The organism is Streptomyces sp. NPDC005799 (assembly GCF_040630525.1).
Taxonomy (GTDB): Bacteria; Actinomycetota; Actinomycetes; order Streptomycetales; family Streptomycetaceae; genus Streptomyces; species Streptomyces griseorubiginosus_B.
Genome location: NZ_JBEXXQ010000015.1, coordinates 81,001 through 97,117 on the forward strand (window position 1 = coordinate 81,001; position 16,117 = coordinate 97,117).

The 16,117-nt window shown below is 69.3% G+C and carries 14 protein-coding genes and 1 pseudogene; 7 read left to right on the forward strand and 8 right to left on the reverse strand.

Going from position 1 to position 16,117, the window contains the following annotated elements:
• Nucleotides 1-45 precede the first annotated feature (45 nt).
• The gene (locus tag ABZ453_RS16960) at nucleotides 46-894 is read right to left on the reverse strand and encodes a menaquinone biosynthesis protein (protein ID WP_359015737.1); all 849 of its coding nucleotides are present in this window, start codon (nucleotides 892-894) and stop codon (nucleotides 46-48) included.
• Between the two features lie 286 nt (nucleotides 895-1,180).
• On the opposite strand from ABZ453_RS16960, the gene ABZ453_RS16965 reads away from it, so the two are divergent.
• Nucleotides 1,181-1,384: a cold-shock protein gene (locus ABZ453_RS16965; protein WP_003992177.1), complete on the forward strand. Its 204-nt coding sequence runs from the start codon at nucleotides 1,181-1,183 to the stop codon at nucleotides 1,382-1,384.
• 407 nt (nucleotides 1,385-1,791) lie between these two features.
• On the opposite strand, the gene ABZ453_RS16970 is transcribed toward ABZ453_RS16965, so the two are convergent.
• From ABZ453_RS16970 to ABZ453_RS16980, 3 genes are read right to left on the reverse strand one after another with little or no spacing between them, the layout of a single operon-like run.
• On the reverse strand, nucleotides 1,792-2,475 hold the full coding sequence (locus ABZ453_RS16970) for a hypothetical protein (protein WP_359015738.1): 684 nt from the start codon (nucleotides 2,473-2,475) through the stop codon (nucleotides 1,792-1,794).
• Nucleotides 2,472-2,936, reverse strand: coding sequence for a hypothetical protein (locus tag ABZ453_RS16975; RefSeq protein ID WP_359015739.1), 465 nt, complete (start codon nucleotides 2,934-2,936; stop codon nucleotides 2,472-2,474). The genes ABZ453_RS16970 and ABZ453_RS16975 overlap by 4 nt, the downstream gene beginning before the upstream one ends.
• A gap of 26 nt (nucleotides 2,937-2,962) precedes the next feature.
• Nucleotides 2,963-5,386 carry a glycoside hydrolase domain-containing protein gene (locus ABZ453_RS16980; RefSeq protein WP_359015740.1) on the reverse strand — a complete coding sequence of 808 codons (2,424 nt, stop codon included), beginning with the start codon at nucleotides 5,384-5,386 and terminating at the stop codon, nucleotides 2,963-2,965.
• An 848-nt stretch (nucleotides 5,387-6,234) separates the two neighbouring features.
• Here ABZ453_RS16980 and ABZ453_RS16985 point away from each other — a divergent pair.
• Nucleotides 6,235-6,909: a class I SAM-dependent methyltransferase gene (locus tag ABZ453_RS16985; RefSeq protein WP_359015741.1), complete on the forward strand. Its 675-nt coding sequence runs from the start codon at nucleotides 6,235-6,237 to the stop codon at nucleotides 6,907-6,909.
• Here ABZ453_RS16985 and kstD read toward each other — a convergent pair.
• Together kstD and ABZ453_RS16995 are read right to left on the reverse strand one after the other, a co-directional pair.
• The gene (gene kstD, locus ABZ453_RS16990) at nucleotides 6,906-8,684 is read right to left on the reverse strand and encodes a 3-oxosteroid 1-dehydrogenase (RefSeq protein ID WP_359015742.1); all 1,779 of its coding nucleotides are present in this window, start codon (nucleotides 8,682-8,684) and stop codon (nucleotides 6,906-6,908) included. The two genes, ABZ453_RS16985 and kstD, sit on opposite strands and share 4 nt — an antisense overlap.
• 62 nt (nucleotides 8,685-8,746) lie before the next feature.
• Entirely contained in the window at nucleotides 8,747-9,268 is a 522-nt protein-coding gene (locus tag ABZ453_RS16995) for a DUF6817 domain-containing protein (RefSeq protein ID WP_359015824.1), read from the reverse strand.
• 197 nt (nucleotides 9,269-9,465) lie between these two features.
• Between ABZ453_RS16995 and ABZ453_RS17000 the strand changes: the two genes are divergently transcribed.
• Nucleotides 9,466-10,371 carry a LysR family transcriptional regulator gene (locus ABZ453_RS17000; RefSeq protein ID WP_359015743.1) on the forward strand — a complete coding sequence of 302 codons (906 nt, stop codon included), beginning with the start codon at nucleotides 9,466-9,468 and terminating at the stop codon, nucleotides 10,369-10,371.
• On the opposite strand, the gene ABZ453_RS17005 is transcribed toward ABZ453_RS17000, so the two are convergent.
• Complete coding sequence (locus ABZ453_RS17005; RefSeq protein WP_359015744.1) at nucleotides 10,298-10,795, reverse strand: ATP-binding protein; 498 nt, start codon at nucleotides 10,793-10,795, stop codon at nucleotides 10,298-10,300. The two genes, ABZ453_RS17000 and ABZ453_RS17005, sit on opposite strands and share 74 nt — an antisense overlap.
• A 115-nt stretch (nucleotides 10,796-10,910) precedes the next feature.
• Here ABZ453_RS17005 and ABZ453_RS17010 point away from each other — a divergent pair, with 115 nt between their 5' ends.
• The 4 genes and pseudogenes from ABZ453_RS17010 to ABZ453_RS17025 all read left to right on the forward strand — a co-directional run bounded on the left by ABZ453_RS17010 (nucleotide 10,911) and on the right by ABZ453_RS17025 (nucleotide 13,587).
• Complete coding sequence (locus ABZ453_RS17010; protein WP_359015745.1) at nucleotides 10,911-11,765, forward strand: helix-turn-helix transcriptional regulator; 855 nt, start codon at nucleotides 10,911-10,913, stop codon at nucleotides 11,763-11,765.
• Nucleotides 11,762-12,007 (forward strand): DUF397 domain-containing protein, encoded by a 246-nt coding sequence (locus tag ABZ453_RS17015; RefSeq protein WP_359015746.1) that lies wholly within the window; start codon nucleotides 11,762-11,764, stop codon nucleotides 12,005-12,007. Before ABZ453_RS17010 ends, ABZ453_RS17015 begins: the two co-directional genes overlap by 4 nt.
• Before the next feature lie 103 nt (nucleotides 12,008-12,110).
• Entirely contained in the window at nucleotides 12,111-12,731 is a 621-nt protein-coding gene (locus tag ABZ453_RS17020; protein ID WP_359015747.1) for a TetR/AcrR family transcriptional regulator, read from the forward strand.
• Between the two features lie 21 nt (nucleotides 12,732-12,752).
• Nucleotides 12,753-13,587 (forward strand): annotated as a pseudogene (locus ABZ453_RS17025) (YceI family protein).
• 93 nt (nucleotides 13,588-13,680) lie between these two features.
• Here ABZ453_RS17025 and ABZ453_RS17030 read toward each other — a convergent pair.
• A complete protein-coding gene (locus tag ABZ453_RS17030) occupies nucleotides 13,681-15,996 on the reverse strand; it encodes an MFS transporter (RefSeq protein WP_359015748.1) in 2,316 nt (771 codons plus the stop codon).
• Nucleotides 15,997-16,117 lie beyond the last annotated feature (121 nt).

A 16,117-nucleotide genomic window follows, 5' to 3' on the forward strand; every position in this document is an offset into this window, starting at 1 on the left:
GTAGTGATTACGGCTGGAGCAGCTCCACCTTCAGCAGCGTAGTGATTACGGCTGGAGCAGCTCCACCTTCACGTCCGCCGGAAACCCGGTCGTCGGCCCGACGCGCCGGGCGAACTCGGCGACGGCCGCCAGCTGGGGGCCGCCGAAGCGGAAGTCAAGGGTGGTGAAGTAGCGCTCCAGGACGTTCTGGTCGTAGGCCTCCCAGCGGGCCGCCTGTTCGGCGACCTTGCCGACCTCCTCCAGGGAGAGGTTGCGGGAGTCGAGGAAGGCCTCGTGGACGCGGCGGGTGATGACCGGTTCGCGCTCCAGGTAGTCGCGGCGGGCCGCCCACACCGCGAAGACGAACGGCAGACCGGTCCACTCCTTCCACAGGCTCCCGAGGTCGTGCACGGCCAGGCCGTACTTCGGGCCGTCGAGGAGGTTGGCGCGCAGCGCCGCGTCCCCGATCAGTACGGCCGCCTCGGCCTCCTGCATCATCAGGCTCAGGTCGGGCGGGCAGGTGTAGTAGTCGGGCCGGACGCCGTAGCGGTCGGCGAGGAGGAGCTGGGCCAGGCGGACCGAGGTGCGCGAGGTCGACCCGAGGGCGACCCGACGGCCGTCGAGCTGGTCCAGCGGGACCTGCGAGACGATGACGCAGGACATGACCGGGCCGTCGCAGCCGACGGCGATGTCGGGGAAGGCGACCAGGTCGTCCGCGTTCTTGAGGAACTCGACGAGGGTGATGGGCCCGATGTCGAGGTCTCCCTGCACCAGCTGCTCGCTGAGCTTCTCCGGGGTGTCCTTGGTGAGCTCGAAGTCGAGGAGCGTGCCCGTTCTCGCGAGCCCCCAGTACAGGGGCAGGCAGTTCAGGAACTGGATGTGGCCGACGCGCGGCCGGGTGCGAGAATTGTCCACATCGCGAGGCTAGACCCTATGGGGTACGCTCCAGACTTCGGCCCCGGTGTCAACCACTCGCGGATCTTTCAAACATCCGGGTGACGTGATCTTGCCCTCTATTGCTTTCGGCTGCCTGCGTGCTAGGCTCGCCGCAAGTTGCAGTTTGGTTTCCTTGCAGTACAGAGCCTGCGGAGCATGTAACCGCGGGCTCTCGTCGTTTTCAGACGTATGCAGTTGTGCGGCACTTGTTTTCACACTTGCAGGGTTCTGGAGCAGGGCAACCCTTTGGGCCCAAGGAGGGCTTATGGCTACCGGAACCGTGAAGTGGTTCAACGCCGAAAAGGGCTTTGGCTTCATCGCCCAGGAAGGCGGCGGCCCCGACGTCTTCGTTCACTACTCCGCGATCAACGCGAGCGGCTTCCGTTCGCTGGAGGAGAACCAGCAGGTCTCCTTCGACGTGACCCAGGGCCCGAAGGGCCCGCAGGCGGAGAACGTCACCCCCGTCTGATCATTCGGTCTCGGAGCCTGGTGCTTTGATCCGGAACAGATAGCAGTACCCAAGGAGCCCCGCGCCGCAAGGCAGCGGGGCTCCTGCCTTTGCCCCGGGGCGCCTGCGTCCTGCCCGCCGAGGGCGGTACCCCGAGCCGCGGGACCACCGACCCGCCCCTCTTCACCCGGACGGCCGCCTCCGCCCTGTGATCTCCGACACGCCCGAACGCGACGGATCACCCGTCCGGCCGACGCCCATCGAGTCACGAACAAGATCGTCGCGGCTCGCCTACGCCCCCGGCGACACGGCTGAAAGAAGCGTCATCAGCCGGCGAGGACGGCAACCGTGCCGCACGGGCACCGCCAGGGTGCACGTACCCAAGGGCGGGGCGGCCGGCCCCCGCCCCCTTCGGGCACGAAACCGGCTCAGCTCGCCGTGCGCCGCTCGAACGCGCGAGCTGCCTTGCGACGGCGCGGGTCGAAGGCGTCGGTCGCGCCCGCACCGTGGTTGCCGGGGCCTGCCTGCCAGCCCTGGATCTTGCGGGCCACCCCCTTGAGGCGAGGGTGGCCGGGGCGGAGCGTGAGTTCGAAGTGGGATTCCTTGGCTGCCTCGAAGTCGCCGCCCCAGGCGACTGTGCCGTCGAGCTCGCTGAGGATGTCGCGGACGACCACCAGTTCGTTCGGGTAGAAGTTGCCCTTCGAGCCGCTGGGGTAGCAGAGCGGGCGGATTGCCAGGGCGCTGCCCGACGCATAGTTCGATTCGTAGGGCTCCGTCCCGTCCGCGTGGGCCGTCCAACCGTGCACGTCCCCCGCTCGCAGGGAGTCGATCTCGTAGTGGAAGCGGCGGGCGACATGGAGGAGGATCACCGATGCGTCGCCCCCTGCGAGGCGCACCTCCTGGCCGCTGCCCTCGATGCGGTGGCTGGGGGCCTGCGCCAGGACAGGCCAGCCGTTGCGGGACTTCCTTCCCTTCCAGGCGTGGGGCTCGGGGCTCTGGCCCGTGGCGGCCACAGCCGTACCCGCATCACCGACGTTGATGAGCATCGCAGCGGCGGCGGCCGACGACGTGGCGCCGATGAAGCGGCGGCGTGACAGACCAGTCAGGATCATGACTGGTGCTCCTTTCTCGCAGGTGGCGAAAGTCTGAGGGCGCGCGCGGTCCCGAACCACAGAACGATCGAGGCCACGGTCGCGGCCAGTGCGACGACTCCGCAGACCGCGATCGTCGGGTTGACCCAAGCGGGGACCAGGTCCGCGTGCGCGTTGCACATGTTGCGCAGCGGGAAGATCTTGTTGAACTCGGCGGCGTGGGACTGCCGGTACGCCTCGTCGTATCGTTCGTGCTGGACGTAGAGGCAGGTCTTGCGGGCATCCAGCCCGCTGGCGAACAGGCCTCGGATCCATGCGGCGACACCGGCGAAGAGCGCGACGGAGCACAGGCGCGTCCACCACATGGGGCGCCGCCACGAGCCGCCCCGTACGTCGGTGACGAGGCGGAACACGTTCCACGCGTTCCACACCAGCCACGCGCCGAGTACGGCGATGACCGTGAGGAGTCCTAGTGCCTTCATGCCTTTTGCCTGGCTCTCTGCTGCGTTCAGCTTCCTGAGCGGGCGCGCGCCGCTTTCAGGTAGCGCGCGTGGTTCTCCTTGTACACGGACAGCTTCCGCTGCTCCGTTCCCATACGGGCGAGCAGTGCGTCGACGAAGCCCTGCTCGAAGTTTCTGAGCTTGTCGTAGCCGCCCGGCAGGTTCTGGTAATCGGACGGGAGCACCGCCCCTGCGCCGGTGATGAGGTACGCCTGGGCGACCGAGAGGGTTCCGTCGAGCGCGGTGAGGGCGTTGTGGGCGGAGTCCTTGCAGTCGGTGGCGTTGCCCCAGCGGCCCGTGAAGTAGTCGTTGAAGCGGCTCAGGCCGCCACTGCCGTTGTAGTGGTCCTTCACGGCGTCGACGATGTTCTTGCCGCCGCGCACCGCCCTGGCGAGCAGATAGCCGTCCGCGTCCTCGATGAGGTCGTCGAAGCCGAAGGACGAGGCGACGCCGGGCACGCCGAGCTTGTCGTGGGCGAACTTCAGCGGGTCCGCGTACTGCTGCTCGGAGTTGCGCCAGTCGGCCCAGAAGGTCATCAGGTCACCGGCCCAGCCGCCGACGTCGCCGCCGTTCGCGGACTTCTTGTTGTCCGGCTGGGCCGTCAGCAGGTGGGCGTTGGCCGTGGCCATCATGTGCTCGGAGCCGAGCTGGTAGCCGGTGAACGGGTCGGTGAACGATCCCTTGATGCTCATGCCGTTGTTGTCGCAGTAGTCGACGAAGCCGGAGTCGTACGACCCGATCAGGTACCACCAGCCGAGCTTGTTGGCCGTACCCCGGTTGCCGTAGGCGTAGTGCCGGATGTACTCCATGACCAGCTGGCTGCGCTTCTGGCCGGTGGCACCGTACGCACCGGAGAGGTCGTACAGCTTCTGGATGTACGTGATGAAGCCGTCCGCCGGACCACCCTTGTCGTTGACCGACGACACTCCGCGGTCGAGCCCGGAGACGACGTCGCGGTCCAGGTCGAAGGTGTCGGTGCCGTTGGTGACCTTGAATTCCTTGATCTGGTTGAAGGACCAGTTCCTGGGGATCGGGAAGCCGAGGTTGCCGGAGAAGCCCCAGGACATGCCGGAGACGAAGGAGAAACGCGCGTACGTCTTGTTGCTGACGATCGTGCAGACGTTGCGTGAGCCGTAGACGCCGTGCGTGTACTTCTTGCCCTGACTGGCCAGGGCCGCCTGCACGCCCTGGAAGTACGGCACGACCGCGCTCTCGATCTCCTCACCCGTGGCGTCGTAGTCCACGGCGAAGTAGATGGTGGTGCCCCGGTCGAAGCCGTAGTCGGAGGCGTGCTTGTGGGCGTTGAGGCCGTGCTGGTAGCCGTTGGTGTACGTGAAGTCGGACAGCTGTCGGGCGTTGTCCTGGTAGAGCGGGAACACCTTCAGGCCGGCGGCGAAGATGGTGTCGAGTTCGCCCGGCTTGATCTCCTTGTCGAGCGTGGAGTTGGGGGGGTCGTAGATGTAGCGGCCGACATAGCGGTAGCCGTTGCTGTACAGCCACTTGGCGCGCGAAGCGGTGATCTCGAACCGGGTGTCCGAACCGGTCGCCGGGCGATCGGCGTCCCCCATCGAAACGAGGAGCTGCGCCCAGGTCTCGTAGTCGCCGCGGCCGTTGGCCGTCAGCTTGTTGAACTTCTGGAACGCCGTGACCCAGTCGACGAGGCTCGAGTCGAAATTGGACCGCCAGGTGGTGGTGACCGGGTTGTCGTTGCCGTCGAACGTCGGCGAGTTGAACAGGCACGCGGCGGAGAAGAGCTGGACGAAAACGCCGGAGTCACCTTGGGCGAGGGTATGGCTCTGCAGTCCCGACTGGGTCGCGGGGCCGAAGCTGCCGTTCGGCGCGGCGATGCCCATCTCGTACTGGAGGGCGATCACCAGCGACTTCTGGACGTCACGCGAGTAGATGCCGTCGCATGGCCCGATGTAGTAGGCGCTGCGGTCCCAGTAGCGGCCATTGAGCCACTGCTGGATCGAGCGGATGCCGTCGGTGCCACCGGCCACGACCACGTAGGCGTCCATGTTGAGGATGGCCTTGGCTATCTTGGCGTTGATCACGCCTTCTCCGCCGATGCCCATGTCGCCGCGGAGCTTGGCCACGGCGTCACGGGTGACTCCGGTGTACCAGCCCTCGCTGCCCGGCTCGACCGCCCAGTAGCCCTTGCACCACAGCCCGTATTGGAGGATGGCGACGATGTTGCGGTTCTTGTCCCAGCCGAAGCCGATGTTGCCGAGGGCGTCGACCTTGGAGTAGGTGCCCGGGCCGAACGAAGCGACGACCGGGCTGACGCCCAGCTCGTGCTGGAGGCCCATGATGAGGGAGTACATGGTCCCCCAGCCGGTGTGGCCGTCCTCCGGACAGGCGACGTAACCGGTGACGCCCTTGTAGGTGGAGTTCACCCACTTCTGGGCTCTGAGGACTTGCTCGTCTGCCACGTTGTGTCCCTCTCATGCGATATGCCGATGAGCGTGGTGGTGCTGGGTGGTGATGGTGAGTGGTGGTGCATCAGCGCCGCAGCGCTCCACGGGCTGGATGCGGCCGACGCGCGCCAGGACGGGTTCAGGCCGACGAGAGGGTCGGCTCGTTGGGGAACGAGACGCCCACGACGGCTGCGGTGCCTACGGATGCGGCTGCGGTGCCGATGGATGTTCCGACGCATCCTCCGCGCGGGCCGAGCGCGGCCGATTTCGGTCAGGACCTGCCGGGTGATGTGCCTGGCGTGGGCTCCGGGGCGCGTCGGAGCCCCGGCTCGACGATCCGTTCCATGACCGGTGGGACAGCTCGAGACGCTCGGGGTGGCCGGGGCGCGGTGCCAGGGCGGCCTACGTCGCGACCCAGGTGGCCAGATACTGGTTCGGCTGGCGTTTGACGCCGTCGAAGGTGCCGGCCACGGTGAAAGCCGCGTCACCGATGAAGATGGCGGGCTCCGCTCGCAGCGTGGGCCGAGGACATGACTCCCAGCGCGGCCGCAGCCGTCATCAGGCTCGCCGCCGGCATGCGTCTCTTCGGTACGGCACGTTTCGAATGCACAGGCCCCCCCGTTCGGCTCGGCGTACGGGAGCCGTCCCGTAGCCGGTCGTGTTGTGCCCGTCGACCGAGTGGTTGGTCTGAGCCACTGATCGAGGCGTGATCACCTTAATCGAACATGCGCACGTCAGGGTCCCGGCAGGAGAACTTGGCCTGAAACCGCTTTTGTTCACCTCGTGCCCCGGACGGCGCTGGTGAGGGCACCCTCGATGCTCGGCGCGGTCGATTGTCAGTGGCGGTCGCTACGGTTTCGACCATGACCGACTCCGAGACCGAAACCGGGTTCCTGACCGAGACGCGGGTGTTCTACGACGCCATCGCCGAGGACTACGCCGTCCTGTTCCAGGAGGAGCTGAAGGGCCGGCCGGTGGAGCGGGCGATACTCGACGTCTTCGCCGCACTGGTGGATCGCGAGGGGCCGGTGGCCGACCTGGGGTGCGGTCCCGGCCGCACGACGGGGCGTCTCGCCGCCCTGGGGCTGGACGTCTTCGGCCTCGATCTGTCGGAGTCGATGCTGGCGATCGCCCGCCGGGAGAATCCGGGTCTGCGGTTCGAGCAGGGCTCGATGCTGGACCTGGACCTTCCCGACGGGTCGCTGGCGGGCGCGTTGTCCTGGTACTCGTCCATCCACACCCCTGTGGACCGGCTGCCCGCCCTCTTCGCCGAGTTCCACAGGGTGCTGGCACCCGGCGGACCGCTGCTGGTCGCCTTTCAGGCGGGTGACAAGCACCGCCACCACGACCGCCCCTTCGGCCACGACGTGTCGCTGACCTTCCAGCGCCGCCAACCGGACGCCGTGGCCGGGCTGTTGACGGACGCCGGCTTCGCACTTCATTCCCGGACGGTTCGCGAGGCCGACGAGAGCCTCGGCGAGACGTCCCCGCAGGCCTTCCTCATAGTCCGCAAACCGGCCACGGCCACCACCCCCTAGAGCACCCCGGCGATGTCCAGCGCCGCGATGTACCCGAACGTCATCGCGGGACCGATGGTCGACCCGGCGCCCGCGTAGCTGTGCCCCATCACGGCGGCGCTGGCGTTCCCGGCGGCGTACAGACCGCGGATGACGGACCCGTCGGCCCGCAGGACCCGCGCCCGCGCGTCCGTCACCAGACCGCCCTTGGTGCCCAGGTCGCCCGGGACGATGCGGAAGGCGTAGTACGGCGGCAGCCAGAGCGGGGCGAGGCAGGAGTTCGGGAGGACGGAGGGGTCGGTGTAGTAGTGGTCGTACGCGCTGTCCCCGCGCCCGAAGTCCGGGTCGGTCCCTCTCAGTGCGAGGGAGTTGAAGCGGTCGACGGTGGCGCGCAGCGCGGCGGCCGGGACGCCGACGGAGGAGGCGAGGGCGTCGAGGGTCCATGCCTTGTGGGCGGCGCCGGAGCTGTACCAGGTGTCGGGGAAGGTGAAGGTCGGCAGGACGTCCTTGAACAGGTACCGGTCGCGGTAGTTCTGGTCGACGATCAGCCAGGCAGGGATGTCGGGGTCGGTGGGGTTGCGCCGGTACATGGTGTGGACGACGTCGCTGTAGGGGGCGGCTTCGTTGACGAAGCGCGCGCCGGCCGCGTTGATGAGCAGGCCGCCGGGGAGGGTGCGTTCGGCGAGGCAGAAGTACGGCTGGTCGGGCAGCGGGATGGCCGGTCCCCACCAGGCGTCCTCCATCAGCCCGAGCGCGCCGCCCACCTGCTGCCCGGCCCGGATCCCGTCCCCGGTGTTCTCCTTCGCGCCGACCGTCCAGTCGGTCCCGATGGGCTGCTGCTGGTACTGGGCGCGCATGGAGGCGTTGTGCTCGAACCCGCCGGAGCCGACGACGACGGCACGGCGGGCGCGTACGAGCCCGGAGGTGCCGTTCTTCGTCACGACCGCGCCGGTGACGGCACCACCCTCGACGTACAGGCTGGTCAGCGGGGTGCCGAGCCACACCGGAACCCCGGCGTCCATGAGCCCCTTGCGCAACCCGGCGGCGAGCGACTGCCCCATGGTCAGCGGCTTCTGTCCGAGCAGCGCCGCCTTGGTGCCGCGTGCCAGGCACTCGGTGGCGACGGCGGCGCCCTTGACGCTCACGGCGGCGAGGGCGAGCCACTTGTAGTCGGCGCTGAAGACGACCATGCCCGCGGGGACCTGCATGTACGGCGGGTTGAGATGGGCGAGTTCGGCGCCGAGGAGGTTGCCGTCGAACTGGTCGGGTTCGATGGAGCGGCCGTTCGGGAGGCCGCCGGGCAGTTCGGGGTAGTAGTCGCTGTAGCCCTCCATCCACCGGAACCGCAGCGGGCTGTTGGCCATGACGAAGGAGATCATGTCGGGCCCGTGGGCGAGGAAGGCCTGCTGCCGCGCCGCGGGGACGTCCGATCCGACCACGGCGGCGAGATAGGCGGCGGCCTTGGCGGGGGTGTCCGGGACGCCTGCGGCGAGGATCACGGAGTTGTTGGGGATCCACACCCCGGCTCCGGAACGGGCCGCCGACCCGCCGAAGGTGGCCGCCTTCTCCACGACCACGACACCGAGCCCCTGCTTGGCCGCGGTGAGGGCGGCGGTCATCCCCGCGGCACCGGAGCCGATGACGACGACGTCGTACGTGCCGAGCAGGGGCAGGTCGGCGGCACCGGCACCGCGGGCGCCCGCCGCGAGGGCGAGCCCCGCCCCGGCCGTCGTACCGAGCACCTGTCTGCGGGTGGGTCGGGCTGTTCGTCTCGCACGGTCCGCGCTTGTGGACATGTCGGTCCCTTCTACCGCATGAGGACAAGGGGACCGGAATGTGGCGCGGGGGTCTTGGGAAGTCAAGAGCCGTGCCGGCCGGGGCCGAGCACGGTGAGGCAGTCCTGCCAGGCACGTTGGGTCAGCAGGGGCTGGAAGCGACTGAAGAGGGCGAGGAGTTCGGGGCCCCACTGGGCGCGGAAGTCGCGGTTGCGGTGGGCGAGGTCGAGTTCGTTGGCGGCGGTGAGTTCGGCGAAGTCCCGGCGGAGGTGGTGCGCGGGGGCATGGCTCCGGCCGGTGAACCGGTCGTGGAAGAGGCCGCCCGGGGTCGCGAGATCGGGGTAGGTGGACCTGCGGTCGCAGCTCGCGTAGAGATGGACGATCTCCTCGGCCTCCGGCCCGATCACGGAGGCCAGTTCGCCCCGCCGGTCCAGCGACAGCAGCGCCGTCGGGAATCCGTCCGTGCCGTAGGCGGCGTGGCAGAGGCCGGCGAGCTGGAGCGCGGGCCGGGCGCCCCAGCCGGCGAGCCGCTCGCGCACCCGGTCGAGATGGGCGAGGAGCGTGCCGCCGGGGTGCGGCTGACGGTCGGCGCCGAGGTCCCGCATCAGGGCGGTGGCTCGGTGCTGGGGGGTGAGGACGGTTAGGGGCACGGTGAAGTCCCTTCGGCGTATGGGTCGGCACCCGCTCCGGCGCCTGGAGCGGGTTGCCGCCCTTGGGGGCCCTCAGAGGATCGTCGTACCGCGCCCTCCGCACAGTCAATCCTTGGGATTTCTGCCCAACTCCAAGTGCTAGCTTGGGGGTTGTGACCCTCGACGACCTGCGTGTGTTCGTGGCGGTGTGCCGGGCCGGAAGCCTCAGTTCGGTGGCGCGCGATCTGGGCTGCACCCAGTCGGCGGTCAGCCAGCACGTCAAGCGGCTGGAGCGGGAGACCGGGGTGGCGCTTCTGGAACGGCAGCCGCGCGGGGTCGTCCCGACGCAGGCCGGCCGGGTACTGGAGGCCGCGGCGGCCGAGGGGATCTCCGGACTCGACCTCGCCGTACGGCAGTTGCGGGACCTGGTCGAGGGCGAGAGCGGGTACGTCCGCGTCGCGACGGGCGCGACGACCGTACGGCATTTCATGTCGGACGCGGTGGTTCGCTTCCGGCGCCGCTACCCGAAGGTCAACGTCGAGTTCCGTACGGTCAGTTCGGGCCGCGGCAGTTTCGACGCGCTGGCCGACGGCACGCTGGACCTGGCGTGGATCACCCTCGGTCCGCCGGTGCGCGGGATCGAGCAGCGGGCGGTGGTCGAACTGCCGTGGGTGCTGGCGGTGAGGGACGACGACGTGTGGGCCGGACGCCTGTCCCTGGACGCGGCCGAGCTGAACGACATACGTCTGATCCGCCTCCCCCCGAACTCGGCGTCGGCCGCGCATCTGGAGTCGGCCTGCGCGGAGTTGGGGATCGGCTTCGGTTACGACACGAGTGTCGCGGACTGGGACACGGCACTGTTGCTGGCCGAGTTGGGGGTGGGCCGTGCGCTGGTACCCGCGCTGCCTGGGCTCGCGGTGCCCGGGGACGGTGCCTTGCGGCTGATCCCGGTCCCGGCCCTGCGCCCCCTTGTCGTCGGGTGGGCCGTACGACGCTGGGACGCGCTCAGTCCTCCGGCGCGGGCGTTCGCGGACACGGTCGTCGAGAGTCGACGGCGAGGGTCGACTTCGGCTCCTTGAGGGGCAGTTCGGCCCAGATAGTCTTGCCGACAGGGCGGGGAGTGACGCCCCAGGCGGCGAGAAGCGTCACGAGGACGAGCCCACGGCCTCCGTCGCCCTCCGGGTCGGCGGCGGCGAACCGCAGCGCTCGATCCCCGCGAGCGTCACTCACTTCGATACGCAGAGTGTCCTCGGCCGGCAGCAGTGACAGCTTCAGCTCGAAGTCCCGCCCGGGCACGCGGCCGTGGGTGACGGCGTTGGCGGCGAGTTCCGCGACGACGTGCTGTGCGGTGTCGTTCAGGTCGCTGTCGTGCGGGAATCCCCAGGTGTCCAGTTGCTGCGCGGTGAGATGACGGGCGAGGCGTGCGCCTCGGGGCGTCGAGCTGAGGCGCTGGGTCAGTTCGGCGGTGGGGGTGCTTGTGGGGGTGGGGATTTCGGCGTTCACGTGACTGAGAGTGCTGGGTTGTCTCTACCCTGACCAGGAGCAACGTGGCGACTGTGGGTAGCTGTACGGCCGCGTTCGGTGCGGAGTACGGGTTGTCGGGCCGGAGGGTGGAGCCGTGGAGGAGCGGAGGCCGGAGACACCGGCGGAGGCCGAGGGGACGACGGGCTTGTTCACGGCCCTGGGCAAGATGCTCAGGCTGCTGCGGGAGCGGAGGGGGCTGACGCAGAAGGAGTTCGGCGAGCTGGTGTCGTACGGGCCCGACCAGATCTCGGCGATGGAAAGGGGCGTACGGACACCCCAGCCGGACTTCCTGGAGAAGGCGGACGAGTTGTTGGACGCGGGCGGGTTGTTGAAGGAGGTGATCCCGGACGTCAGGGAGGCGATGGCGAAGGCGCGGACCAGGCATCCAGAGTGGTATCGGGGGTACGCCAAGTTGGAGGCCGAGGCGGTCGCGCTGTACGACTACAGCACGATGGGCGTGCTCGGGCTGCTTCAGACCGAGGACTACTCGCGGGCCGTGTTCACCCAACGCCATCCGCCGCTGGACGAGGAGACCATCGAGAAGCGCGTGGCGGACCGCCTCTCACGTCAGCAGGTCTTCGAGCGGTGGCCTCCGCCCGAGTTCTCCTTCGTGATGGAACAGGCGGTCCTGGAACGGCCGATCGGCGGACCCGAGGTGCACGCGGGGCAGCTTCGGCAGTTGCTGCGGATCGGGCGCATGCGGAATGTGCAGCTGCAGGTGATGCCGACGGGGCGTACCGAACACCCCAGCTTGGGCGGTTCGTTCACCCTGCTCATCCCGAAGGGCAAGGACCAGGTGGCCTACATGGAGAACCAGGGTTATCCGCGCCTGATCACCGACCGAGAAGAGGTACGCGTCCTGGCCGCACGCTATGGGATCATCCGGGCGCAGGCGCTCAACACGCACGAGTCCCTAGAGCTGATCGAGAAGATGCTGGAAGAGCGATGACCATAGAGAAGCTCAGCTGGTTCAAGTCGAGTTACAGCGACGGTGAAGGCGGCCAGTGCCTCGAAGTCGCGTACAGCTGGCGCAAGTCCAGCTACAGCGGCGGCGGGGGCGGCGAATGCCTCGAAGTCGCCCTCACCCCCGCCACCGTCCACATCCGCGACTCCAAGCACCGCCCGGAAGCCGGCACCCACCTCACCGTCTCCCCCACCGCCTGGGCCGCCTTCCTCGCGTCCACGAAGTGACCGGCGCGTACGAAACTGTTTCGTTTTGCAGTCGCACAGGGTAAGGTCGAAGAGGTAAGGATACGTACGAAACCGTATCGTTCACCTGGGGAAGGTGAGGAAAGTGACCGAGGTCGCGGCGTCGCGGCGCAGTCGGTTCACGGCCGAGCGCGAGAGCGCGTTGTACGAGACCGTGCTGGAGCTGCTCGGCGAGGTCGGGTACGACGGACTGACCATGGACGCCGTCGCCACCCGCACCCGGACCAGCAAGGCGACGCTCTACCGCCAGTGGGGCGGCAAGGTCGAGCTGGTCGTCGAGGCGATGCGGCACAAGAGGTCCGGCGTCGTCGCCGACGTGGACACGGGATCACTGCGAGAGGACTTCGACGTCCTGCTGGACCGCGCGGCCGAGTCCTCCATGGAGGAGACGTCCTCGCTCATGCGCGGCCTCGCCGTGGCGATGCACCGGCATCCGGACCTGGGGCGGGTGTTCCGGGAACGGATCCTCAACGTGGAGCTGGAGGCCTTCCAGCGAGTGCTGCGGCACGCCGTCGACCGGGGCGAGATCAACGCCGACAACCCCGCCCTGGACCACGCGGCCCACATGCTGCTCGGCGCCCTGGTCGCCCGTGGACTGCTGGAAGATCTGCCCCCGACCCGCGCCTTCCTGCGGGCGTACGTCGACGCCGTGGTCCTCCCCGTGCTCCTCGCGCCTCCCCCGTCCCGGAACAGCGTCACCGCCTGAGCACTTCGAGAGGCAGCGTTCATGACCAGCACCCACACAGGCGGCCTGCGGGCCCGGATCCGTACCAAGGACGGCTGGGCCGTCCCGCACGCCGTGCTGACCGTCACGGACATGGCGGGGCAGCAGGCGGTCCGCCGGGAGGCCACCGCGGAGGGGCTCGTCGCCACCGACGCCCTCGCGCCCGGCACGTACACCGTGATCGTCACCGCCCTCGGCTACGCCCCCGTCGCCTCCACCGCCATCGTGACCGCCTCCGGCGGCGCCGACCTCGGCTCGCTCGTACTGGCCCGGGCCGGGGGCGTGGAGCTTCCGCCGCCCGGGCCGTGGACCATCGATCCGGCGCACTCCAGCGTCAGCGCGGTGGCCCAGCATCTCGGGCTGACCAGCGTGCACGGGCGGTTCAAGGAGTTCGGGGGGCGGATCGAGGTCGCTCAGAACCCGCTGGCGTCGAGCGTGGAGGCGGTCATCGAGGGTGCCTCGATCGACACCGGCAACGGGACGCGACGGCCATCTGCGCTCCGCCGACTTCCTCGACGTGGACGTCCACCCGAAGATCACCTACCGCAGCACGGGCATCACCCCGGCCGGTGAGGCCCGTTGGACCGTGCACGGCGAACTCTCCCTGCGGGGTGTGGCCCGTTCCGTCGATCTGGACCTGTCCTACCTGGGCACCGGCCCGGACCCCTGGGGCGGGGTGCGGGCGTCCTTCCGCGCCACCACCGAGCTGCGGCGCGAGGACTTCGCCATGAACTACAACCAGGTCGTCCAGGCGGGCGTCGCCGCCATCGGCGCCACCCTGCGCGTGGAACTCGACGTCCAGGCCGTCCAGGGCGAGCGACTGCCGTCCCTGGGCTGAGCATCGGGACCGTATATACGACAGCGTCCGCCGCCCGGGACTCCGGGTGGCGGACGCTGCCGCATGGGGGTCGGTGGGTGGGGGGACTTCCGGTCAGGACTCCTTGTGGCCCAGCAGGATGTCGACGCCTTCCCGGCCGCCGTCCAGCGTGACCTGGGTCGCCACCGGCGGGTATCCGCTGGCGATCACCGTGTACTGCTCGCTGGAGAGATCCGTGAAGGCGTAGCTGCCGTCGACGCTCGTGGTGCGGGTTCCGACGACGTTGCCCGCGGCGTCGATCAGAGTGACCCGGGCGTCGTCGAGCGCCCGCCCGTCGGGCGTGTGCACCGTGCCCCGCAGGGTCGCCGCGGCGGTCAGCTGGATGTCGCAGCGGGCGGTCTCGGCGGTGACGGTGGCGGGTACGGCGGCCGGGCGGTGGCCGGGGGCGCTGACGCTCAGCGTGTAGTCGCCGGGCAGCAGGTCGCCGATCCGGTAGCCGCCGTCCATGCCGGTCGTCGTGGAGGCCGTCACGTCACCGTGCTGGTCGGTCGCGACCACCAGCGCGCCGGGCAGGACCTCCCCGTCGCCGCCGCGCACGGTGCCGGTCAGTCCGCCGGGGCTCGGCAGGATCACCAGGTCGTGGGAGACGGGCGCGCCGTTCAGGGTCAGCGTGACGACCTGCGGCTGGTAGCCGGGCGCCGAGCCGATCAGAACGAGGCTGCCATGCTCGGCGGTGTCCACGGCGTAGGTGCCGTCCGGGCCGGAGACGTCTCGGGCCAGCTGACGGCCGGAGTTGTCGAGCAGGGTGACGGCGGTGCGGGGTACGGGCGCCCCCGTGCCGTCGCGCACCTGGCCCCGGACGGCGGCCGCGGTCGTGGCGGGGAGCACGGCCGTGGTGGCCCTCGCGGCGGCCGGCGTCTCCGGGATCGTGGCCTCGACGGGCGCCCCGGCCTCCTTGGCCGGCTCGTTCCCCCTCTTCTTCGCGCGGAACAGCAGCGCCGTGACGATCACGGCGAAGGCGAAGAAGCCGGCCGACCACCAGTAGGCGACCTCGTAGCTGTGCAGGGCCGCGTTCGCCTTGACCAGCGGGTCGGTCAGGTGGTCCTTGGCGTAGTTGGCGGCGGCGGTGGCGGCGAGCGTGTTCAGCAGCGCGGTACTGATCGAACCGCCCACCTGCTGGGTGGTGTTGACGGCCGCCGAGGCCACGCCCTGGTCGCTCGCCTGCACGCCGAAGGTGGCATAGCTCATCGCGACGGGCATCGACATGCCGAATCCGGCGCCGAGCAGCAGCAGCGGCCCCAGCACGTCCGAGGCGTATCCGCTGTGCAGGCCGAGGCGGGTCAGCCAGATCATGCCGCCCACGGCGAGGAGCATGCCGACCGGTACGACGGTCTTGGGGCCGATCCTCGGCACCAGGACGTTGGTGGACAACTGCGCCATCACCATCAGCGCGGCCACCATCGGCAGGAAGGCCACACCGTTCTTGACCGGTGAATAGCCCAGCGTCGACTGGAGGTAGTAGGTGAGGAAGAGGAAGACGCCGAACATGCCGGCGGAGGAGATGAGCACGGTCGACAGGGCGGCCGCGCGGTCGCGGTCGGCCAGGACGCGCAGCGGCAGTACGGGGTGTGCGGCCCGGGTCTGCCAGAGGAAGAACGCGACCAGCAGAACCCCGCCCGCGACGAGGAAGCCCCAGGTCATCCAGTTGCCCCAGTCGTGCGTCTCCGCGTTGGCGAAGCCGTAGACGACGCCGAACAGGCCGCCGGAGACCAGGAGGGCACCGAGGATGTCCAGCTTGGGCCGCTCGGCCGGGACGGAACGGCTGATGAGGACGATCGCGCCGATCAGCGCGGGAACGGCGATGACGTCGTTGACGTACAGCGTCCAGCGCCAGTCGAGGTACTCGGTGAGCAGACCGCCGAGGACCAGGCCGACGGCCGCGCCGGAACCGGCGATGGCGCCGAATATGCCGAACGCCCTGGCGCGTTCCTTGGCCTCAGTGAAGGTGGTGGTCAGCAGGGAGAGCGCCGCCGGGGCGAGCAGGGCGCCGAACAGGCCCTGCACCACGCGGGCGATCACCAGCATCGTGAAGCCGTTCGCCGCGCCGCCGAGCGCGGAGGCGGCGGCGAATCCGACGATGCCGACGACGAAGGTGGTCTTGCGGCCGAAGAGGTCGGCGAGGCGGCCGCCGAGGAGCAGCAGGCTGCCGAAGGCCAGCGAGTAGGCGGTGACGATCCACTGCCGGCCGTTGTTGTCGAAGCCCAGGTCCTGCTGGGCGGAGGGCAGTGCGATGTTCACGATCGTGGCGTCGAGCACGACCATGAGCTGGGCGAGGCCGATCACGGCCAGCGCCCACCAGCGGTGTTTGGACGGAGCTTGGGTCTGGCCGGAGGGCCCGGCCTGGGCGGTGGCGACCGGGATGGCTTCCAAGGTGGTACTCCCCTCAGGGGGCTGGTTGTTCAGCACATCGGTCCGAAACGGTTTCGTACAGCAAACCATGCCAACGTATGCCACCCGGGCAACGAAACGCAAACGTTTCGTTAGCTTCACA